The organism is Streptomyces sp. bgisy159 (assembly GCF_965341775.1).
In the GTDB taxonomy this organism is placed as follows: domain Bacteria; phylum Actinomycetota; class Actinomycetes; order Streptomycetales; family Streptomycetaceae; genus Streptomyces.
Genome location: NZ_CBDQZH010000021.1, coordinates 40,642 through 61,467, shown reverse-complemented (window position 1 = coordinate 61,467; position 20,826 = coordinate 40,642). Strand labels below are relative to the sequence as shown.

General features: G+C 72.5%; 20 protein-coding genes. 12 read left to right on the top strand and 8 right to left on the bottom strand.

What is annotated here, in order from left to right:
* Nucleotides 1–18 precede the first annotated feature (18 nt).
* Nucleotides 19–888: a biotin--[acetyl-CoA-carboxylase] ligase gene (locus ACSLTV_RS20955; RefSeq protein ID WP_432157050.1), complete on the bottom strand. Its 870-nt coding sequence runs from the start codon at nucleotides 886–888 to the stop codon at nucleotides 19–21.
* Between the two features lie 110 nt (nucleotides 889–998).
* Between ACSLTV_RS20955 and ACSLTV_RS20950 the strand changes: the two genes are divergently transcribed.
* From ACSLTV_RS20950 to ACSLTV_RS20935, 4 genes are all read left to right on the top strand, one after another.
* Nucleotides 999–2,591 carry an acyl-CoA carboxylase subunit beta gene (locus ACSLTV_RS20950; protein WP_432134685.1) on the top strand — a complete coding sequence of 531 codons (1,593 nt, stop codon included), beginning with the start codon at nucleotides 999–1,001 and terminating at the stop codon, nucleotides 2,589–2,591.
* A gap of 9 nt (nucleotides 2,592–2,600) precedes the next feature.
* A complete protein-coding gene (locus tag ACSLTV_RS20945) occupies nucleotides 2,601–2,810 on the top strand; it encodes an acyl-CoA carboxylase epsilon subunit (protein WP_432134684.1) in 210 nt (69 codons plus the stop codon).
* Nucleotides 2,811–2,916: 106 nt separating this feature from the next.
* Entirely contained in the window at nucleotides 2,917–3,045 is a 129-nt protein-coding gene (mmpB, locus tag ACSLTV_RS20940) for a morphogenic membrane protein MmpB (RefSeq protein WP_432134683.1), read from the top strand.
* 32 nt (nucleotides 3,046–3,077) lie between these two features.
* Nucleotides 3,078–3,698 (top strand): Maf family protein, encoded by a 621-nt coding sequence (locus ACSLTV_RS20935; RefSeq protein ID WP_432157049.1) that lies wholly within the window; start codon nucleotides 3,078–3,080, stop codon nucleotides 3,696–3,698.
* Here ACSLTV_RS20935 and ACSLTV_RS20930 read toward each other — a convergent pair.
* Nucleotides 3,667–4,155: a hypothetical protein gene (locus tag ACSLTV_RS20930; protein ID WP_432134681.1), complete on the bottom strand. Its 489-nt coding sequence runs from the start codon at nucleotides 4,153–4,155 to the stop codon at nucleotides 3,667–3,669. The two genes, ACSLTV_RS20935 and ACSLTV_RS20930, sit on opposite strands and share 32 nt — an antisense overlap.
* A 376-nt stretch (nucleotides 4,156–4,531) precedes the next feature.
* Here ACSLTV_RS20930 and ACSLTV_RS20925 point away from each other — a divergent pair, with 376 nt between their 5' ends.
* The gene (locus ACSLTV_RS20925; RefSeq protein ID WP_432134680.1) at nucleotides 4,532–6,304 is read left to right on the top strand and encodes an acetyl/propionyl/methylcrotonyl-CoA carboxylase subunit alpha; all 1,773 of its coding nucleotides are present in this window, start codon (nucleotides 4,532–4,534) and stop codon (nucleotides 6,302–6,304) included.
* 229 nt (nucleotides 6,305–6,533) lie between these two features.
* Here ACSLTV_RS20925 and ACSLTV_RS20920 read toward each other — a convergent pair whose 3' ends face one another.
* Nucleotides 6,534–7,469 carry a DeoR/GlpR family DNA-binding transcription regulator gene (locus ACSLTV_RS20920; RefSeq protein WP_432134679.1) on the bottom strand — a complete coding sequence of 312 codons (936 nt, stop codon included), beginning with the start codon at nucleotides 7,467–7,469 and terminating at the stop codon, nucleotides 6,534–6,536.
* Between the two features lie 96 nt (nucleotides 7,470–7,565).
* Nucleotides 7,566–9,014, bottom strand: coding sequence for an NAD(P)H-quinone dehydrogenase (locus ACSLTV_RS20915; protein ID WP_432134678.1), 1,449 nt, complete (start codon nucleotides 9,012–9,014; stop codon nucleotides 7,566–7,568).
* A gap of 97 nt (nucleotides 9,015–9,111) precedes the next feature.
* On the opposite strand from ACSLTV_RS20915, the gene ACSLTV_RS20910 reads away from it, so the two are divergent.
* The 3 genes from ACSLTV_RS20910 (at nucleotide 9,112) to ACSLTV_RS20900 (ending at nucleotide 12,295) form a co-directional block, all read left to right on the top strand.
* Complete coding sequence (locus tag ACSLTV_RS20910) at nucleotides 9,112–9,600, top strand: gamma-glutamylcyclotransferase (protein ID WP_432134677.1); 489 nt, start codon at nucleotides 9,112–9,114, stop codon at nucleotides 9,598–9,600.
* Between the two features lie 135 nt (nucleotides 9,601–9,735).
* Nucleotides 9,736–10,560, top strand: a complete 825-nt coding sequence (locus ACSLTV_RS20905) for a purine-nucleoside phosphorylase (RefSeq protein WP_432134676.1) — start codon at nucleotides 9,736–9,738, stop codon at nucleotides 10,558–10,560.
* Nucleotides 10,561–10,663: 103 nt separating this feature from the next.
* Nucleotides 10,664–12,295: a phospho-sugar mutase gene (locus tag ACSLTV_RS20900; protein WP_432134675.1), complete on the top strand. Its 1,632-nt coding sequence runs from the start codon at nucleotides 10,664–10,666 to the stop codon at nucleotides 12,293–12,295.
* Nucleotides 12,296–13,170: 875 nt separating this feature from the next.
* On the opposite strand, the gene ACSLTV_RS20895 is transcribed toward ACSLTV_RS20900, so the two are convergent.
* From ACSLTV_RS20895 to ACSLTV_RS20885, 3 genes are all read right to left on the bottom strand, one after another.
* Complete coding sequence (locus ACSLTV_RS20895; protein WP_432157048.1) at nucleotides 13,171–13,851, bottom strand: PH domain-containing protein; 681 nt, start codon at nucleotides 13,849–13,851, stop codon at nucleotides 13,171–13,173.
* A 15-nt stretch (nucleotides 13,852–13,866) separates the two neighbouring features.
* Complete coding sequence (locus ACSLTV_RS20890; protein ID WP_432134673.1) at nucleotides 13,867–14,478, bottom strand: class F sortase; 612 nt, start codon at nucleotides 14,476–14,478, stop codon at nucleotides 13,867–13,869.
* A gap of 156 nt (nucleotides 14,479–14,634) precedes the next feature.
* On the bottom strand, nucleotides 14,635–15,954 hold the full coding sequence (locus ACSLTV_RS20885) for a hypothetical protein (RefSeq protein ID WP_432157047.1): 1,320 nt from the start codon (nucleotides 15,952–15,954) through the stop codon (nucleotides 14,635–14,637).
* Nucleotides 15,955–16,200: 246 nt separating this feature from the next.
* Here ACSLTV_RS20885 and deoC point away from each other — a divergent pair, with 246 nt between their 5' ends.
* From deoC to ACSLTV_RS20870, 3 genes are read left to right on the top strand one after another with little or no spacing between them, the layout of a single operon-like run.
* Entirely contained in the window at nucleotides 16,201–17,160 is a 960-nt protein-coding gene (deoC, locus tag ACSLTV_RS20880; protein WP_432134843.1) for a deoxyribose-phosphate aldolase, read from the top strand.
* 5 nt (nucleotides 17,161–17,165) lie between these two features.
* On the top strand, nucleotides 17,166–18,623 hold the full coding sequence (locus tag ACSLTV_RS20875) for an aldehyde dehydrogenase family protein (RefSeq protein WP_432157046.1): 1,458 nt from the start codon (nucleotides 17,166–17,168) through the stop codon (nucleotides 18,621–18,623).
* Complete coding sequence (locus ACSLTV_RS20870) at nucleotides 18,620–19,519, top strand: aldehyde dehydrogenase family protein (RefSeq protein ID WP_435612632.1); 900 nt, start codon at nucleotides 18,620–18,622, stop codon at nucleotides 19,517–19,519. The genes ACSLTV_RS20875 and ACSLTV_RS20870 overlap by 4 nt, the downstream gene beginning before the upstream one ends.
* Before the next feature lie 97 nt (nucleotides 19,520–19,616).
* Here ACSLTV_RS20870 and ACSLTV_RS20865 read toward each other — a convergent pair whose 3' ends face one another.
* Nucleotides 19,617–20,042, bottom strand: coding sequence for a hypothetical protein (locus tag ACSLTV_RS20865; protein ID WP_435612631.1), 426 nt, complete (start codon nucleotides 20,040–20,042; stop codon nucleotides 19,617–19,619).
* A 64-nt stretch (nucleotides 20,043–20,106) separates the two neighbouring features.
* Between ACSLTV_RS20865 and ACSLTV_RS20860 the strand changes: the two genes are divergently transcribed.
* Nucleotides 20,107–20,814 (top strand): uridine kinase family protein, encoded by a 708-nt coding sequence (locus ACSLTV_RS20860; protein ID WP_432134668.1) that lies wholly within the window; start codon nucleotides 20,107–20,109, stop codon nucleotides 20,812–20,814.
* The last annotated feature ends 12 nt before the right edge of the window (nucleotides 20,815–20,826 follow it).

Below are 20,826 nucleotides of genomic sequence, written 5' to 3'. Positions count from 1 at the left end.
ACCCCCGGGCGCGACCCGTCACGCCGACCGCAGGTGCACGATGTCCCCGGCCCCGACGGCCTCCCGTACCCCCGCCTCGTTCACGATCACCAGGCGTCCGTCCCCGTCCACGGCCACCGCCTCGCCGACCACGGAGCGGTCCCCGGGCAGCTCGGCCCGCACCACGCGCCCCAGCGTGGCGCACCCGGCGACGTAGGTCTCCTGAAGGCCGCAGACGCCCGCGTCGCCCTCCGCCGAGCGCCAGCGCCCGTACCACTCCTCCAGCGACCGCAGCACCGCCCGCAGCAGCGGATCCCGGTCCGTGCTCACCGCGCCGGCCAGCGCCAGCGACCCGGCCTGCGGCACGGGCAGTTCCTCGGCGCGCAGGGAGACGTTGACGCCCACCCCGATGACCACACCGTCGTCGCCGGCCCGCTCCGCGAGGATGCCGCCGGCCTTGCGCTCCTCGCCGCCGACGGTGACCAGCAGGTCGTTCGGCCACTTCAGCGCGGTGTCCACGCCGGCCGCCCGGGACAGCCCCGTCGCCACCGCCACGCCGGTCAGCAGGGGCAGCCACCCCCACCGGTCGACGGGCACCTCCGCCGGACGCAGCAGTACCGAGAAGAACAGGCCCGAACGCGGCGGGGCCGTCCACCGGCGGTCCAGGCGCCCCCGGCCCGCCGTCTGCTCCTCGGCGACCAGGACCGTGCCCTCGGCGGCCTTCCCGGCGGCGGCGAGGCCGACCAGGTCGCTGTTGGTGGAGCCGGTGGCGCGGACCAGTTCCACGCCGGTCCACAGGCCGCCCTCCCGGACCAGTCCCCGGCGCAGCGCCGGGGCGTTGAGGGGCGGCCGGTCCAGGTCGGACCACGGGCCGTCGCTGTTCGTGTCTGCTGTATCTCGCGGCGTCATGCAAGCCAGATTAGGTGTGGGAAACGCCGCATCGCCGACTCATTGACCCGCCACTACTCTACGGATGAGTAACCGTCCCCCCTTTTGAGCAGGCAGGGAGCCGCATCCCGATGTCCGAGCCGGAAGAGATCGACATCCACACGACCGCGGGGAAGCTCGCGGATCTCCAGCGCCGCATCGAGGAGGCGACGCACGCCGGCTCCGCCCGCGCCGTGGAAAAGCAGCATGCCAAGGGCAAGTTGACGGCGCGTGAGCGGATCGACCTGCTGCTGGACGAAGGTTCCTTCGTCGAGCTGGACGAGTTCGCCCGCCACCGCTCCACCAACTTCGGCCTGGAGAAGAACCGTCCGTACGGCGACGGTGTCGTCACCGGATACGGCACGGTCGACGGCCGCCCCGTCGCGGTCTTCTCCCAGGACTTCACCGTCTTCGGCGGCGCCCTCGGCGAGACGTACGGGCAGAAGATCTGCAAGGTCATGGACTTCGCCCTGAAGACCGGCTGCCCGGTCATCGGCATCAACGACTCCGGCGGCGCCCGCATCCAGGAGGGCGTGGCCTCGCTCGGCGCGTACGGCGAGATCTTCCGCCGCAACACCCACGCGTCGGGCGTGATCCCGCAGATCAGCCTGGTCGTCGGCCCGTGCGCGGGCGGCGCGGTCTACTCGCCGGCCATCACCGACTTCACGGTCATGGTCGACCAGACCTCGCACATGTTCATCACCGGCCCGGACGTCATCAAGACCGTCACCGGCGAGGACGTCGGCTTCGAGGAGCTGGGCGGCGCCCGCACCCACAACACCAACTCCGGCGTCGCCCACCACATGGCCGGCGACGAGAAGGACGCCATCGAGTACGTCAAGCAGCTGCTGAGCTACCTGCCGTCGAACAACCTCTCGGAGCCGCCGGCCTTCCCCGAGGAGGCCGACCTCGCCGTCTCCGACGAGGACCGCGAGCTGGACACCCTGGTGCCGGACAGCGCGAACCAGCCGTACGACATGCACACGGTGATCGAACACGTCCTGGACGACGCCGAGTTCTTCGAGACGCAGCCGCTGTTCGCGCCGAACATCCTCACCGGCTTCGGCCGTGTCGAGGGCCACCCGGTCGGCATCGTCGCCAACCAGCCCCTGCAGTTCGCCGGCTGCCTGGACATCCACGCCAGCGAGAAGGCCGCGCGGTTCGTGCGGACCTGCGACGCCTTCAACGTCCCGGTGATCACCTTCGTCGACGTCCCCGGCTTCCTGCCCGGCGTCGGACAGGAACACGACGGCATCATCCGCCGCGGCGCCAAGCTGATCTACGCCTACGCCGAGGCCACGGTCCCACTGATCACGCTCATCACCCGCAAGGCCTTCGGCGGCGCCTACGACGTCATGGGCTCCAAGCACCTGGGCGCCGACCTCAACCTCGCCTGGCCCACCGCCCAGATCGCCGTGATGGGCGCGCAGGGCGCCGTCAACATCCTGCACCGCCGCACCATCGCCGAAGCGGAGGAATCCGGAGACGGCGAGGCCACCCGCGCCCGCCTGATCCGGGAGTACGAGGACGCCCTCCTCAACCCGTACACGGCGGCCGAGCGCGGTTACATCGACGCCGTGGTGATGCCGTCGGACACCCGCCGGCACATCGTGCGCGGCCTGCGTCAGCTGCGCACCAAGCGGGAATCCCTGCCTCCGAAGAAGCACGGCAACATCCCCCTCTAAGGAGCCGCTGTGACCATCAAGGTCGTACGGGGCAACCCGACCCCCGAGGAGCTGGCCGCCGCCCTGGCGGTGGTCAGGGCCCGCGCCGCGGCGGCCGCCTCCGTGCCGCCCGGCGCCCCCACGGAACGGGACTCCTGGTCCGACCCGGCCCGCATCGCGGCACACCGGCTGCCGCAGCCGGGGCCGAGGACGTGGGCCCGCACCTACTGGCCGGGCTGAGCCCGGCATACCGGGGCGCGGGGAACGGCGCGACCGGCCGGCGGGCACCGGCACTTTGAGTACACGTACTCAGGCGCCGGCCGCCCGGTCCCCGCACCCTGGACCCATGCTGTGGTCCGACCCCGAGAACGAACCGCCCGAAGAGCTCCGCGACATGCAGAACATGCTGCGCAGGCTGGGCACGTTCCTCGCGTTGGCCATGGTCGTGGCCATGCTCGTCGCCGGCCTGAGGTGAGCCCGGCACCGTCGGGTGACTAACCTGATCGCATGACCGCTCAGCGCCGCAGGCACCTCGTCCTCGCCTCCGCCTCCCCCGCCCGGCTCGGTCTGCTCCGGCAGGCGGGGCTCGATCCGGAGGTCATCGTCAGCGGAGTCGACGAGGACGCGGTGCACGCCCCGTCCCCGGCCGAGCTGGCGCTCGCGCTCGCCGAGGCGAAGGCCTCCGTGGTGGCCGCCAAGCCGGAGATCAAGGGCGCGCTGGTGATCGGCTGCGACTCGGTCCTCGACCTGGACGGCCAGGCCCTCGGCAAGCCCGCCGACGCCGAGGAGGCGACCGCCCGCTGGAAGGCGATGCGCGGCCGCGCCGGCACCCTGCAGACCGGCCACTGCGTGTACGACACCGTGAGCGGGCGCTACGCCTCGGCCACGGCGTCCACGGTGGTCCACTTCGGGGAGCCCACCGACGACGAGATCGCCGCGTACGTGGCCTCGGGCGAGCCTCTCCACGTCGCCGGCGCGTTCACCCTGGACGGCCGCTCGGCGCCGTTCATCGACGGCATCGACGGCGACCACGGCAACGTCATCGGCATCAGTCTTCCGCTCGTGCGCCGGCTGCTCGGGCAGCTGGGCGTGGGCATCACGGAGTTGTGGGCGCGGCCGGAGGCGTGACCGGGGCGCCGCCGTCCCCTGCCGAGGGCACGGTGTCCGAGGACGCCGTGCCGGCCGGGTCCCCGCCGTCGGCGTCGTAGGTCATCAGCAGCAGCACGATCAGCCCGAGCACGGCCACCAGGCACAGGAAGGCCGGCCAGCCGACCAGGCCCCAGGCGAAGGCGGCCAGCAGGCCGTGGGTGACCGCCGCGCTGATGAGCACGACACGCCCGAAGCCGGCCGGCGCGCGATCCCGTGCGCCGACCACCGCGGCCACCACCGCGCACACCACGAAGTACAGGCCGAAGACGATCCCGCCGGCCTTCGAGGAGGTGGCCATCACATCGGGGTCCAGGCCGGCCAGCGACATGTGCTGGCGGTCCACCAGGACCCCCAGGATCCAGTTGACCGCCGCGATGCCGAACGCCTCCGCGAGGAGGACGACCGCCAGGATCCAAGCCACCGGCCTGCGCAGCATCCGGTCCCCACCCACTTTCGATCGCTCTTCGAGCGGTAGTCCGAGCACCCCCGGTACGTTCGGGACATCGCGAACGCTACTAACGGGTAAACCCAGGGACAAGAGTCCTGCGGCGGGCAAAGAATCATTGGGCCGTTCGTAGGGACTCCACAAAGAAACAGAGTGGGCCGCAGCACGCCCTCACAGAGACCTTGACCACATCGGGGGGCTAGGGTTTCCCCGAGGAGTCCCGCGCACCGCCGTGCTACAAGGGATTTCACGGGTCGAGCGGGCCTCGCATCACGCTCCGTGTGGGCAAGCTCACCTTTGGGGACGCCTCGTGGTGCCGTGTCGGCAGTCCCTAAACTCGGCTTGTTTCAAGGAGGGAGCCTCAATCGTGCGCAAGGTGCTCATCGCCAACCGTGGCGAAATCGCTGTCCGCGTGGCCCGGGCCTGCCGGGATGCCGGTATCGCGAGCGTTGCCGTCTACGCCGACCCGGACCGGGACGCTCTGCATGTCCGCGCCGCGGATGAGGCGTTCGCCCTGGGCGGTGACACCCCGGCGACCAGCTATCTCGACATCGGGAAGGTGCTCAACGCCGCCCGTGAGTCCGGTGCGGACGCCGTCCATCCGGGATACGGCTTCCTCTCGGAGAACGCCGAGTTCGCGCAGGCGGTCCTGGACGCGGGTCTGATCTGGATCGGCCCGCCGCCGCAGGCCATCCGGGACCTCGGCGACAAGGTCGCCGCCCGGCACATCGCCCAGCGGGCCGGTGCCCCGCTGGTGGCCGGCACGCCCGACCCGGTCTCCGGCGCCGACGAGGTCGTCGCCTTCGCCGAGGAGCACGGCCTGCCGATCGCGATCAAGGCCGCCTTCGGTGGCGGCGGTCGCGGCCTGAAGGTCGCCCGCACCCTCGACGAGGTGCCGGAGCTGTACGACTCGGCCGTCCGCGAGGCGGTCGCCGCCTTCGGCCGCGGCGAGTGCTTCGTCGAGCGCTACCTCGACAAGCCGCGCCACGTCGAGACCCAGTGCCTCGCCGACCAGCACGGCAACGTGGTCGTCGTCTCGACGCGCGACTGCTCGCTGCAGCGCCGCCACCAGAAGCTGGTCGAGGAGGCCCCGGCGCCGTTCCTGTCCGACGAGCAGATGGCCGAGCTGTACCGCGCCTCCAAGGCCATCCTCAAGGAGGCCGGCTACGTCGGTGCGGGCACCGTCGAGTTCCTCGTCGGCAACGACGGCACGATCTCCTTCCTGGAGGTCAACACCCGTCTCCAGGTGGAGCACCCGGTCACCGAGGAGGTCACCGGCATCGACCTGGTCCGCGAGATGTTCCGCATCGCCGACGGCGAGGAGCTGGGCTACGGCGACCCCGCCATCCGGGGTCACTCGTTCGAGTTCCGCATCAACGGCGAGGACCCGGGCCGGGGCTTCCTGCCCGCCCCCGGCACCGTGACCCTCTTCAGCCCGCCGTCGGGTCCGGGCGTCCGCCTGGACGCGGGCGTGGAGTCCGGCAGCGTGATCGGCCCGGCCTGGGACTCCCTGCTGGCCAAGCTGATCGTCACCGGCGCCACCCGGCAGCAGGCGCTGCAGCGCGCCGCCCGCGCCCTGGCGGAGTTCCAGGTCGAGGGCATGGCCACCGCGCTCCCGTTCCACCGCGCGGTCGTGACGGACCCGGCGTTCGCCCCCGAGGTGCACGGCAAGGAGGGCCCGTTCACGATCTTCACCCGCTGGATCGAGACCGAGTTCGTCAACGAGATCAAGCCCTTCGCCGCCCCCGCCGACGCCGAGGCGGACGAGGACGCGGGCCGTGAGACGGTCGTCGTCGAGGTCGGCGGCAAGCGCCTGGAGGTCTCCCTCCCGGCCTCGCTGGGCATGACCCTGGCCCGTACCGGCCTCGCCGCGGGCGCCAAGCCGAAGCGTCGCGCGGCGAAGAAGTCCGGGCCGGTGGCGTCCGGTGACACCCTCACGTCCCCCATGCAGGGCACCATCGTCAAGGTGGCCGTGGAGGAGGGCCAGGAGGTCAAGGAGGGCGACCTGGTCGTCGTCCTGGAGGCCATGAAGATGGAGCAGCCCCTGAACGCCCACAAGGCCGGCACCGTGAAGGGCCTGTCGGCCGAGGTCGGCGCCTCCCTCACGTCGGGCGCGGCGATCTGCGAGATCAAGGACTGACCTGCGCGCCCGAGGTTCCCCGTGCCCACGTCCCAAGGGGCGCGGGGAACCGCGCATAGGGGCGCGGGGAACCGCGCATCAGGGGCGCGGGGAACTGCGCACCAGGGGCGCGGGGAACTGCGCGACCAGCCACCCACGCACCCGCACCCGCACCCGCACCCGCACCCGCACCCGCAGACCGAACCCCACGCATCCGCGGCGTCCCCGCACCGCCGGAGGCAACCGGCGGCTACCGCCGCCGCAGGTCGGCGACGCGCGCCCGCTCGGCGCCCGCCCCCGGGTCCCCCATCACCGGCGCCGACCGCAGCCCCGAGGGCACCCGGCGCGGCGCGGGCAGGGCCACGTCCCTGCGCTGCTGCCGCCCGGCGGGCTCACCGTTTCCCGAGGCTCCCGCCACGGCGATCTGCACGCCCTGGTCCGCGAGCGCCTGGAGTTCCGTCTGGGCCCGGTCGTCATGGGCCGGCGGCTCGTCCGTGACCAGCCGGGTGATCAGGTCCGTCGGCACCGTCTGGAACATCGTGTCGGTGCCGAGCTTGGTGTGGTCGGCCAGGACCACGACCTCGGCGGCGGCCTGCACCAGCGCCCGGTCGACGGACGCGGAGAGCATGTTCGACGTGGACAGCCCGCGCTCGGCGGTCAGCCCACTGCCGGAGATGAAGGCCCGGGACACCCGCAGCCCCTGGAGGGACTGTTCGGCGCCGCTGCCGACGAGGGCGTAGTTGGACCCGCGCAGCGTGCCGCCGGTCATCACGACCTCGACCCGGTTCGCGTGGGCCAGCGCCTGGGCGACGAGCAGGGAGTTGGTGACGACGGTGAGTCCGGGCACCCGGGCGAGCCGGCGGGCCAGCTCCTGGGTGGTGGTCCCCGCCCCGACGACGATGGCCTCCCCCTCCTCCACGAAGTTCGCGGCGAGGTCGGCGATGGCCGTCTTCTCGGCGGTCGCGAGATGCGATTTCTGCGGAAAGCCGGACTCCCGCGTGAACCCGCCCGGCAGTACCGCACCGCCGTGCCGGCGGTCGAGGAGTCCTTCTGCCTCCAGTGCGCGCACGTCCCGCCGTACGGTCACTTCGGAGGTCTGGACGACGCGGGCGAGCTCACGGAGCGACACGGCCCCGTTCGCCCGCACCATTTCGAGGATCAATTGGCGACGTTCTGCAGCGAACACGAAACTGACAGTAACCCCAACGACCGACTGCGTTCAGCTGTTTGCACTGAATAACAGAAATTGTTCGCACAGCGGGGCGGGAAGTGGTATAGGGGGTCAGATCTCCCCAGCGGTCTTCCTGGTGTGCAGTTGACGTGCCACTTCGGCGATCGAGCCCGACAGGGACGGGTACACGGTGAACGCGTTCGCGATCTGTTCGACCGTCAGATTGTTGTCGACGGCGATCGAGATGGGGTGGATCAGTTCCGAGGCGCGCGGCGCCACGACCACACCGCCGACCACGATCCCGGTGCCCGGACGGCAGAAGATCTTGACGAAGCCGTCCCGGATGCCCTGCATCTTGGCGCGCGGGTTGCGCAGCAGCGGCAGCTTCACCACCCGGGCGTCGATCTTGCCGGCCTCGACGTCGGCCTGGGTGTAGCCGACGGTGGCGATCTCCGGGTCGGTGAAAACGTTCGACGAGACCGTCTTCAGGTTCAGCGGGGCCACCGCGTCACCCAGGAAGTGGTACATGGCGATGCGTCCCTGCATCGCGGCGACCGAGGCGAGGGCGAAGACGCCGGTGACGTCACCTGCCGCGTACACGTTCGGGGCCGTGGTGCGCGAGACGCGGTCGGTCCAGATGTGGCCGGAGTCGCGGAGCCTGACGCCGGCCTCCTCCAGGCCGAGGCCCTCGCTGTTGGGGATGGCGCCGACGGCCATGAGGCAGTGGCTGCCGGTGATGACCCGGCCGTCGGCCAGGGTGACCTCGACCCGGTCGCCGACCCGCTTGGCGGACTGGGCGCGGGAGCGGGCCATGACGTTCATGCCGCGGCGGCGGAAGACGTCCTCCAGGACGGCGGCGGCGTCCGGGTCCTCGCCGGGCAGCACGCGGTCCCGGGAGGAGACGAGGGTGACCCGCGACCCGAGGGCCTGGTAGGCGCCGGCGAACTCGGCGCCGGTGACACCGGAGCCGACCACGATGAGTTCCTCGGGCAACTCGGTCAGGTCGTACACCTGGGTCCAGTTCAGGATGCGCTCGCCGTCCGGCTGGGCGTCGGGCAGCTCGCGCGGGTGGCCGCCGGTGGCGATGAGCACGGCGTCGGCGGTGAGGGTCTCCTCGGTGCCGTCGGCGACGGACACGACGACCTTGCGGGAGCCGTCGAGCGACTGCCCGCCGTCCAGCCGGCCCCGGCCGCGCATGACCCGGGCGCCGGCCCGGGTGACGGAGGCGGTGATGTCGTGCGACTGGGCGAGCGCGAGGCGCTTCACACGCCGGTTCACCTTGCCCAGGTCGACGCCGACCACCCGGGCGGACTGCTCCAGGGGCGGGGTGTCGTCGGCGACGATGATGCCGAGCTCCTCGTACGAGGAGTCGAAGGTGGTCATCACCTCGGCCGTGGCGATCAGGGTCTTCGACGGCACGCAGTCGGTCAGCACCGACGCTCCGCCCAGACCGTCGCAGTCGACGACGGTCACCTCCGCGCCGAGCTGCGCGGCGACCAGCGCCGCTTCATATCCGCCGGGTCCGCCACCGATGATCACGATCCGAGTCACGTACTCCATTGTCCCGCACGCGTCGCGGTGCCACCGCCCGGGGGCTCGCGGAGCGGCGGGGCCGTTACCGGAGTGACGCCTGTGCCGCCTGCCGTACCCTCTCCCCATGTCGCTCTACGCCGCGTACGCCGGCAATCTCGACGCGCGGCTGATGACCCGCCGCGCCCCCCACTCGCCGCTGCGCGCCACCGGCTGGCTGAACGGGTGGCGGCTGACCTTCGGCGGCGAGCACTGGGGGCTTCCCCCGGCCGGCCCGGAGGGCGCCGCCGACGCGGGCCTCGCCGAGGGCTGGAGCGGTGCGCTGGCGACCATCGTCGAGGACCCGCTGTCCCAGGTCTTCGTCGCGCTGTACGACATCGCCGCGATGGACGAGGAGACGCTGGACCGCTGGGAGGGCGTCGGCCTGGACGTCTACCGCCGGGTCCGGGTCCGCGTCCACACCCTGGACGGTGAGGAGCCCGCCTGGGCGTACGTCCTCAACGGCTACGAGGGCGGCCTGCCCTCGGCCCGCTACCTCGGCGAGATCGCCGACGCGGCGGAGTCGGCCGGCGCCCCCCACGACTACGTGATGGAGCTGCGCAAGCGGCCCTGCTGACGGAGTCCGGCCGCCCCGACCGGACCCCGTCCACCCCGGCCGACCGGGCCTTCGTCGGAAACGACAAGACAACGATCGCCGTCCCGTGCGCCCCGTCATCTACGCGCGTAGGCGGAAAAGGGCTACCCTCAACCCGTGAACGCTTCTCTTCTTCCGGACGACATCCAGGGCGACCCCCGTGCCGCCGCCGACGCCGCCGCCGTGCGCCTGCGGGAGCTGACGGGCGCCGAGACCCACGACGTCGCCCTCGTGATGGGCTCCGGCTGGGCTCCGGCCGTGGACGCCCTCGGCGCCCCCGACGCCGAGTTCCAGGTCACCGAGCTGCCCGGCTTCCCGCCGCCGGCGGTCGCGGGCCACGGCGGCAAGATCCGCTCGTACCGGATCGGTGACAAGCGCGCCCTGGTCTTCCTCGGCCGCACGCACTACTACGAGGGCCGCGGTGTCGCCGCCGTCGCGCACGGCGTACGCACCGCCGCCGCCGCCGGCTGCAAGACGGTGGTCCTCACCAACGGCTGCGGCGGTCTGCGCGAGGGCATGCGCCCCGGCCAGCCCGTGCTGATCAGCGACCACATCAACCTCACGGCGACGTCGCCGATCGTGGGCGCGAACTTCGTGGACCTCACGGACCTCTACTCCCCGCGCCTGCGCGCGCTGTGCAAGGAGGTCGACCCGACGCTGGAGGAGGGCGTCTACGCCCAGTTCCCCGGCCCGCACTACGAGACGCCGGCCGAGATCCGGATGGCCCGGGTCATCGGCGCCGACCTCGTCGGCATGTCGACCGTGCTGGAGGCCATCGCGGCCCGCGAGGCGGGCGCCGAGGTGCTCGGCATCTCCCTGGTCACCAACCTCGCCGCCGGTATGACCGGCGAGCCCCTGAACCACGAGGAGGTGCTCCAGGCCGGTCGTGACTCCGCCGCCCGCATGGGCACCCTCCTGGCCCAGGTCCTGAACCGCCTGTAGCGCCGGGCACCCGCCGGGGGCCGGGCCCCCGGCGGGGTCGCAGGGGGCGGGAGCCCCAGGGGACGGACACCGCACAACCGAACACCAGAGAGGTTGATCCGACGTGCAAGACGACCTGATGGCACGGGCCGACGCGTGGCTCACCGAGGACCCGGACCCCGAGACCCGCGCCGAGCTCGCCGCGCTGATCGAGGCGGGCGACGTCACGGAACTCGCCGCCCGCTTCGCCGGCACCCTCCAGTTCGGCACCGCCGGCCTGCGGGGCGAACTGGGCGCCGGCCCGATGCGCATGAACCGCTCGGTCGTCATTCGCGCGGCCGCCGGACTGGCCGCCTATCTGAAGAAGCGGGGCGGGGACGGTGGCCTGGTCGTCATCGGCTACGACGCCCGCCACAAGTCGGCCGACTTCGCCCGCGACACCGCCGCCGTGATGACCGGCGCCGGCCTGCGCGCGGCCGTTCTGCCCCGCCCCCTGCCCACCCCCGTGCTCGCCTTCGCCATAAGGCACCTCGGCGCGGTCGCGGGCGTGGAGGTCACCGCGAGCCACAACCCGCCCCGCGACAACGGCTACAAGGTCTACCTCGGCGACGGCTCCCAGATCGTGCCGCCCGCCGACGCCGAGATCGCCGCCGAGATCGCCGCGATCCCGAGCCTGACCACGGTCGACCGCCCCACCGAGGGCTGGCAGACCCTGGACGACTCGGTCCTGGACGCCTACCTCGCCCGCACGGACGCGGTCCTGTCCCCCGCCTCCCCGCGCACGGCCCGCACGGTCTACACGGCCATGCACGGCGTCGGCAAGGACGTCGTCCTGGCCGCCTTCGCCCGGGCCGGCTTCCCGGCTCCTGTCCTCGTCGCCGAGCAGGCCGAACCGGACCCCGAATTCCCCACGGTCGCCTTCCCCAACCCGGAAGAGCCCGGTGCGATGGACCTGGCCTTCGCCAAGGCCCGCGAGACCGGCCCTGACCTGGTCATCGCCAACGACCCCGACGCCGACCGGTGCGCCGTGGCCGTCCGGGACGGCGCCGACTGGCGCATGCTGCGCGGTGACGAGGTCGGCGCCCTGCTCGCCGCCCACCTCGTCGCACGCGGTGTGACGGGCACCTTCGCGGAGTCGATCGTCTCCTCCTCCCTCCTCGGCCGCATCGCCGAGAAGGCGGGCCTCGGCTACGAGGAGACCCTGACCGGCTTCAAGTGGATCGCCCGCGTGGACGACCTGCGCTACGGCTACGAGGAGGCCCTCGGCTACTGCGTGGACCCCGAGGGCGTGCGCGACAAGGACGGCATCACCGCCGCCCTGCTGATCACCGAGCTCGCCTCCGAGCTGAAGGAGCAGAACCGCACGCTCCTCGACCTGCTCGACGACATCGCCGTCGAACACGGCCTGCACGCCACCGACCAGCTCTCGGTCCGCGTCCAGGACCTCTCGGTGATCGCCGACGCCATGCGCCGCCTGCGCGAGCAGCCGCCGACGTCCCTCGCCGGCCTGACGATCACCGAGGCGGAGGACCTCACCCGGGGTACGAAGACCCTGCCGCCCACCGACGGCCTGCGCTACACCCTCACCGGGGCCCGCGTCATCGTCCGCCCCAGCGGCACCGAGCCCAAGCTCAAGTGCTACCTGGAGGTCGTCGTGCCGGTCGGGACGCACGCCGACCTGGCGGCGGCCCGGGCGAAGGCGACGGACCTGCTGACGGCGATCAAGGGGGACCTCTCCGCCGCCGCGGGTATCTGACGGCCCGGACGTCACCCGGCGGGCCGCCCCCTCACCCGGAGGGAGGCGGCTCATCGGGTGATGCCGCAGCGCGGCCGCACTGTGGGACACGGACAGAAGCCACCCCCGGGGACGCCGGACTGCCCACCCGGCGCCGGGGGCGCCTGCGAAGCCGCCGCCGGGTCCCGCGCCGCCCCCGCCACCTCGCCGAGCGACCGCCTGCCGGGCTCCCGACGACACCCCGACGCCCTCGCGGCCGCCCCTGCCCCACCGCTGCCGCGCCCAGGCGGCCACCGGCGAGCGGAGCACGGCCAGGGCCGGGCCGACATCGGCCGCACCCGCCGGACGGACGGGCGCGAGCACGCGGACGAGGGGCACGGGCGCGGGGGTGCGGCGTGCGGGAGGCGCCACGGGCACGGGGATGCAGCGCGGGGGATGATCCACGGGCGCAGAGGCACAGCGTGCGGGAGGCGCCACGGGCGCGGGGGTGCGGCGTGCGGGAGGAGCCACAGGCGCGGGGATGCAGCGCGGGGGATGATCCACGGGCGCAGAGGCACAGCGTGCGGGAGGCGCCACGGGCGCGGGGGTGCGGCGTGCAGGAGGCGCCACAGGCGCGGGGATGCAGCGCGGGGGATGATCCACGGGCGCAGAGGCACAGCGTGCGGGAGGCGCCACGGGCGCGGGGGTGCGGCGTGCAGGAGGCGCCACAGGCGCGGGAGTGCACCGTGCGGCGGGCTACAGCGGGGGCGGCAGGTGCGGCGGGAAGAACGCGTGGCGCTCACCGCGTGACCGAACCGCGGTGGCCGACTGGTCCCGGCCCGGCCCGGCGTGTCCTTACCGGCCTCGGCAACGCGAAAGGACCGGGCGGCGAAGCCGTCCGGCCAGGAGCGCCCAGGTCACCCCATGGCGGCGACGATCACGAGGACCACCGCGCCCGCCAGCGCCGGTCCGAGGATCTCCCATGCCCAGCGGACGCTCACCTCGCCCTGGGCACTCGGCGCGCCGGCGCGGCTCTCCTGCAGCTCACGCAGTTCGTCCATGACCTTGTCGGTGGCCGCGCGCACGGGCCCTTCCTGCGGGGCGCCGCGCCGCGGGACGGGCCCGTGGCCGGCGGGGTCCCGGGCGTCCCGCCCCTCGGTCCGCTGCTGCGTGGCGCGCGCCTCCTGCCGGGCCGCCCGCTTGCGCGCCCGCAGGGAGACCGGGACGGACCAGAGCTGGAACTTGCGCCCGTCCTCGGTGAAGAGCTCGTTGGAGTACCCGGAGCGCAGTCCGGCCACCTGCCCCCACGGCACCACGATCACGCGGAACGGGTTGCGCACCCGCAGCCGGTCCTGGCCCGCGTAGACGGCGGGCCGCAGCGTGAAGGCCACCACCAGCGGCACCGCGAGGATCATCCCGGCCAGCGCCAGCCACGGCGTACGCCCGTCGCCGTTGACGATCGCGTCGATGCCGAGCCATGCCATGACGGCGAGCAGGGCAACGCCGCCGGCGACCGCCATCGACGACCGGTACACCCGGTCCGGGAACTCGGGCTCCGGGGGCTGCGGCGCGGGTGACTGGTGATCGGGGCTCGTCATGGCCCCGATTCTGCCTCACGCCACGAGGTCGGCGTAAAGGATGATGTTGTCGGGCCGGTGGCCGTCCACGAGGTCTCCCCCGCAGGTGATCAGGCGCAGCTCGGGGCGCGTGGTGTTCCCGTAGACCTTGTCGGTGGGGAACGTCTTCTTGTCCACCTGCTCGATCTCGCGGACGCGGAAGTCCGCTGTCGTTCCGTCGGCGCGGGAGACGCTGATCGTGTCGCCGGCCTCGATCCGCGCGACGTTCCTCAGCACGGCCGGGCCCTTCGCGGTGTCGAAGTGGCCGATGAGGACGGCGGGTCCGGTCTCACCGGGTGTCACGCCCTTGTCGTACCAGCCGATGCGGTCGGCCTGCTCCGCCGGGGGCACCTCGACGGTGCCGTCGGCGGCCAGACCGAGCTCCAGGACGGGCCCGGTGTCGACTCCGGCGGCGGGGATGCGCACCCGGACGGGCTTCGCCGCGGCCATCGGCCGGACGGTCTCCGCAGGGGAGGCAGGTGCGGCGGTGGTGGGCCGGACGTGGGCGGGCGGGGTGGCCGGCGGTTCCTCGTGATCGCTGCCGCATCCGAGCAGCGTGGCGGCGGCGAGGAGGGTGAACAGCGCCGCGGCGGTTCGTCGGGGGGACATGTGCCTTCCTGGGGGGGGGACGGAACGGACGGGCCACCGTGTCGTGTCCGCCGCGTCCGGAGTGGCTGACGGGTCGGACGTGGCTGACGCGTCGGGCAGGGCGCCCCGCGGCCCGGCTCCGGCGCACCGGAGCCGGGCCGTGGGCGCACACCGTCCTCAGTCGGTGCGGCGGCGGACGAAGAACACGAAGCCGAGGCCCGCGGCGGCGAGCGCGGCGGCCCCCGCGCCGGAGGCGACGAGCACGGTGTCGCCGTCACCCGTGGAGCCGTCCGTGGACAGCTCCGCGCCGGCGGCGACGGCACCCCGCGGCACGACGGTGGTCTGGGCGGTCGTGGTCCGGACGTCGCCGGCCGGCGTGGTGCCCTGTCCGGTGCCGGAGCCGGACTTGCCGGCGTCCTGGCCGCCGTCCTCCTTCTCGTCGCCGATGAACACCGCCGGGCCCTGCTGCTTCCGGCCGATGATGTAGTTGCTGAAGGAGCCGTCGGGGTTCAGCACGACGACGGTGACGTCGTCCTGGCCGATCACCGACTCGTCGCCGTCGGCCCACAGGATGCCGAGCGAGTGGCCGTCCCGGAAGGCGTCCAGGCCGTAGACGCCGTTCTTGTGCAGCAGCTCGACGATCTTGCCGTTGGGCAGCTTGTACCTGCCCAGCTTGCCGCCCGTGACGGTGTTCCCGGTCCAGTGGTAGGTGGTGCCGTCCGGGGTGAGCACCATGTAGAGGCCGTTGTGCTGTCCGGCGACGGCGCGGCCGTCGGCGTCGAGGGTGCCGATGACGCTGCCGTCGACGATGTTCTCGGCCCGGTAGTGGTTCATCGAGAGCTGGTAGATCTTGAGGAGCGACCCGTCGGACAGCGTCTCGGTCCGTACGAGGGTGCCCTTGGCGTCGCCGCCCGCGTCAGCGGGCTCGCTGGTGACCTTGCCGTCGGAGTGCAGAGTGACCCGCACTCCGTGGAAGACCTTGGTGTCCGTCGGGTGGGCGCCGGAGCCGGTGCCGGCGTGCAGCTTGCCGAGCAGGGTGCCGTTCTGGGCGTGGACCGTGGCGTCGAACAGGGTCCCGTTCATCTCGAAGACCCGGGCGGTCAGGCCACCTTCGAGCCGGTACGTGCCCGCCGGCTCACCGGCCGGGTCACCGGCCTGCGCGCGCTGGGAGGTCAGGGTGCCGTCGGAGGACAGGATGACGCGGACCGTCCCGTAGACGCGGTAGTCCTTGACGATCGCGCCGGAGTCGCTGGTCACCCGGAGCGCGCCCAGCAGGGTGTCGCCGCGGTAGACGGCGGCGTGATAGGTGTGCTCGCCCTGCTTGTAGATCTTGCCGGTCAGCCCGTCCAGCAGCGTCGCGGTGCCGGCCTCCTCGCCTGCCGCGGAGGCGGCGGCCGGGGCGGGACCGTCGGCCGCGAAAGCGGTGGCGACGGGCGCGAGGACCGCGGCACCGAGAGCGGCGGCCGTGACGGCGGTACGGAGGATCTGGCGGCGCATGACGACTCCAAGTCGATGTCGAGCACGGTTGGATGAGAGAGTCGCATGCCGGTTTCACTGGCTCCCTGTGGCGACCGGGGCGGCGTGGTTTCGGCTGCAGGAACAAAACTAGTGATCTTGTAAGACGGACCTGTCCGTTCCATGTCACAGAGGCGTGACAGGGGTCACTTCCGCTCCGCCGGGCAAGCCGTTCACGTCGCCGGGGTATACAGCCGCTACGCGCGTAGATATGCTCGTCTGGTGACCATGCCCAGTACTGCACCTGTCGCGCACGCTCTCCGGGACGCCACCGCGTCCGACAGCACGCTGCGCCGCTTCCTCCACGGGCTGCCCGGCGTCGACGCGGTCGGCCTGGAGGCGCGCGCCGCCTCGCTCGGCACCCGTTCCATCAAGACCACCGCGAAGGCGTACGCCATCGACCTCGCCATCTCGATGGTCGACCTGACGACGCTGGAAGGCGCGGACACCCCGGGCAAGGTCCGGGCGCTCGGCGCCAAGGCGGTCCACCCCGACCCGACCGACCGCTCCACGCCCACCACGGCCGCGGTCTGCGTCTATCCCGACATGGTGGCCGTCGCCAAGCAGGCCGTCGCCGGCTCCGGTGTGAAGGTCGCCTCGGTCGCCACCGCCTTCCCCGCGGGCCGCGCCGCGCTCGACGTGAAACTGGCCGACGTGCGGGACGCCGTCGCCGCGGGCGCCGACGAGATCGACATGGTCATCGACCGCGGGGCGTTCCTCGCGGGCCGGTACCTGAAGGTGTACGACGAGATCGTCGCGGTGAAGGAGGCCTGCGGGACGTCGGCCCGCCTGAAGGTCATCTTCGAGACCGGCGAGCTCTCGACGTACGACAACATCCGCCGCGCCAGCTGGCTCGGCATGCTCGCCGGCGCCGACTTCATCAAGACCTCGACGGGCAAGGTCGCGGTGAACGCAACCCCCGCCAACACCCTGCTGATGCTGGAGGCCGTCCGCGACTTCCGCGCCCAGACCGGGGTACAGGTCGGGGTGAAGCCCGCGGGCGGCATCCGCACCACCAAGGACGCGATCAAGTTCCTGGTCCTGGTCAACGAGACCGCCGGCGCGGACTGGCTGGACAACCACTGGTTCCGCTTCGGCGCCTCCTCGCTGCTGAACGACCTGCTCATGCAGCGCCAGAAGCTGGCCACCGGCCGCTACTCCGGCCCCGACTACGTGACGGTGGACTGACCGACATGACCTCCCCCTTCGAATACGCACCCGCGCCCGAGTCCCGCTCGGTCGTCGACATCGCCCCGTCCTACGGCCTGTTCATCGACGGCGAGTTCACCGAGGCCGCCGACGGCAAGGTCTTCAAGACCGTCAGCCCGTCGACCGAGGAAGTCCTCTCCGAGGTCGCCCAGGCCGGCGAGGCCGACGTGGACCGTGCCGTGCAGGCCGCCCGCAGGGCCTTCGCGAAGTGGTCGGCACTGCCGGGCGCGGAGCGCGCGAAGTACCTCTTCCGCATCGCCCGGATCATCCAGGAGCGCAGCCGTGAACTGGCCGTCCTGGAGACGCTGGACAACGGCAAGCCGATCAAGGAGACCCGCGACGCCGACCTCCCCCTGGTCGCCGCGCACTTCTTCTACTACGCGGGCTGGGCCGACAAGCTCGACCACGCGGGCCTCGGCGCCGATCCGCGGCCGCTGGGCGTGGCCGGCCAGGTCATCCCCTGGAACTTCCCGCTGCTGATGCTGGCGTGGAAGATCGCCCCGGCCCTCGCGACCGGCAACACGGTCGTGCTGAAGCCGGCCGAGACCACCCCGCTGTCCGCCCTGTTCTTCGCGGACATCTGCCGTCAGGCGGGCCTGCCCAAGGGCGTCGTGAACATCCTCCCGGGCTACGGCGACACGGGCGCCGCGCTGGTGGCGCACCCGGACGTGGACAAGGTCGCCTTCACCGGTTCCACGGCCGTCGGCAAGCAGATCGCGCGCTCGGTCGCGGGCACGCACAAGAAGGTCACGCTGGAACTGGGCGGCAAGGGCGCCAACATCGTCTTCGACGACGCCCCGATCGACCAGGCCGTCGAGGGCATCGTCAACGGCATCTTCTTCAACCAGGGCCAGGTCTGCTGCGCGGGCTCGCGGCTGCTGGTCCAGGAGTCGGTCCAGGACGAGCTGCTGGAGTCCCTGAAGCGGCGGCTGTCGACCCTGCGCCTGGGCGATCCGCTCGACAAGAACACCGACATCGGCGCGATCAACTCCGAGGAGCAGCTCGCCCGGATCACCACCCTCGTGGAGCGGGGCGAGGCGGAGGGCGCCGAGCGCTGGTCCCCGTCCTGCGAGATCCCCGAGGCCGGCTACTGGTTCGCCCCGACCCTGTTCACCAACGTCACCCAGGCCCACACCGTCGCCCGCGACGAGATCTTCGGCCCGGTCCTGTCGGTGCTGACCTTCCGTACGCCCGACGAGGCCGTCGCCAAGGCCAACAACACGCCGTACGGCCTGTCGGCGGGCATCTGGACCGAGAAGGGCTCGCGCATCCTGGCCGTCGCCGGCAAGCTGCGGGCGGGCGTGATCTGGTCCAACACGTTCAACAAGTTCGACCCGACCTCGCCGTTCGGCGGCTACAAGGAGTCGGGCTTCGGCCGCGAGGGCGGCCGCCACGGCCTGGAGGCGTACCTCGCCCCGTCGAGCCCGGAGGGCGAGCGATGAAAAACACTGCTGACGCGACCCGTCTCGCTGTCTTCAAGACCTACAAGCTGTACGTCGGGGGCAAGTTCCCCCGCTCCGAAAGCGGCCGGGTGTACGAAGTGACCGACTCCAAGGGCAACTGGCTGGCCAACGCGCCGCAGTCGAGCCGCAAGGACGCCCGTGACGCGGTCGTCGCCGCCCGCAAGGCGTTCGGTGCCTGGTCGGGCGCCACGGCCTACAACCGGGGGCAGATCCTCTACCGCGTCGCGGAGATGCTGGAGGGCCGCCGGGACCAGTTCGTGCGCGAGGTCGCCGACGCGGAGGGCCTGTCGAAGTCGAAGGCGGCCGCCGTCGTGGACGCGGCGATCGACCGCTGGGTCTGGTACGCGGGCTGGACCGACAAGATCGCCCAGGTGGTCGGCGGCGCCAACCCGGTCGCGGGCCCGTACTTCAACCTCTCCTCCCCCGAGCCGACGGGCGTGGTGGCGGTACTCGCCCCGCAGGAGTCGTCCTTCCTGGGCCTGGTCTCGGTGATCGCCCCGGTGATCGCGACCGGCAACACGGCGGTGGTGATCGCGAGCGAGAAGTCCCCGCTGCCCGCGCTGTCCCTGGGCGAGGTCCTGGCGACGTCCGACCTGCCCGGCGGCGTCGTCAACGTCCTGTCCGGCCGCACGGCGGAGATCGCGGCGCCGCTCGCCGCCCACCAGGACGTCAACGCGATCGACCTGGCCGGTGCCGACGAGACGCTGGCGACGGAGCTGGAGATCGCGGCGGCCGACAACCTCAAGCGCGTCCTGCGTCCACAGCCTGTGGACTACGCGCGCACGCCGGGCACCGACCGGATGACGGCGTTCCTGGAGACCAAGACGGTGTGGCACCCGACGGGGTCGCTGGGCGCGTCGGGGTCGGCGTACTAGCACTGACCGATCAGGGGACGGGGACTGCGCGGCGTTGACGGCGGAGCATCACACCGTGACCGCCTCGCGCGGTTCCCCACCCCCCTGCCCGGTGCCGTCAGTTGGGGCCCAGCAGCCCCGCCACCTCCCCCACCACCGGCATGCTGCCGATCGACCGGGCCTGCGCGATCGGGCCGGTGAACGCCTGGGAGGTCAGCGGCTGGAAGTCGGCGAGCTGGGTGCCGACGCCGTTGTCCAACGGGTCCACGCCCGTACCGGCCAGCGGGTTGGGCTTGAGGCCGGTGAGGGTGCCGACGGCGTAGGGGAGGCCGGTCGTCAGGCCTTTCAGGCCGCCCTGCGGGTCGATGCGGCCGAGCGAGGTGGGGCTGGTGTGCAGCACCTCGCCGGCGTTCACCGCGTCCAGGGCCGGAACCTCCGCCGCGGCCGCGGCGCCGGTGCCCGCGCCGAGGGCCGCCCCGGCGGTGGCGAGGGCTGCCAGTACGCGTCGGGCGGTGGGGGTGTGGGGGGAGTCGTGACGGGCCATCGCTGCTGCCACCTCTTGTATCACTGCGGAAAGTAGCCAGGTCGACGCAGAGGGTAGTTGAGGTGTGACGCGTGCTTCAAAGCCGACCCGCGGGGTCGTTGACGGGCCGGTCGATGCCTCACACTGGTGTCCCGTGAGCTCCCAACCGCCCATACCCACGCGAGTCGTGCTGCTCTGCGGCCCTTCCGGCTCCGGCAAGTCCCTCCTCGCAGCCCGCTCCGGCCTGCCGGTCCTGCGGCTCGACGACTTCTACAAGGAGGGCGACGACCCCACGCTGCCGCAGGTGGCGGGGAGCTCCGACATCGACTGGGACCACCCCGGCTCCTGGGACGCGGACGCGGCGATCAGCGCGATCACCGACCTGTGCCGCACGGGCCGCACGAACGTGCCCGTCTACGACATCGCGATGAGCGCGCGCACCGGCGCGGACACGGTCGACATCGGGCCGACCCCGCTGTTCATCGCGGAGGGCATCTTCGCGGCGGAGATCGTGGAGCGCTGCCGGGACCTGGGGGTGCTGGCCGACGCGCTGTGCCTGAGCCGGGGCCCGGTGACCACGTTCCGCCGCCGCTTCGTGCGCGATCTGCGCGAGGGCCGCAAGTCGGTGCCGTTCCTGCTGCGCCGCGGCTGGCGCCTGATGAGGCTGGAACGTTCGATCATCTCCCGGCAGACCGCGTTGGGCGCGTACGCCTGCGACCGGGACGAGGCTCTGGGCCGGCTGGCGGCAGCCGCGGCGGGCGGGCGGACCCCGCAGGCCAGGACACCGGCGTAACCGTACGAGAAC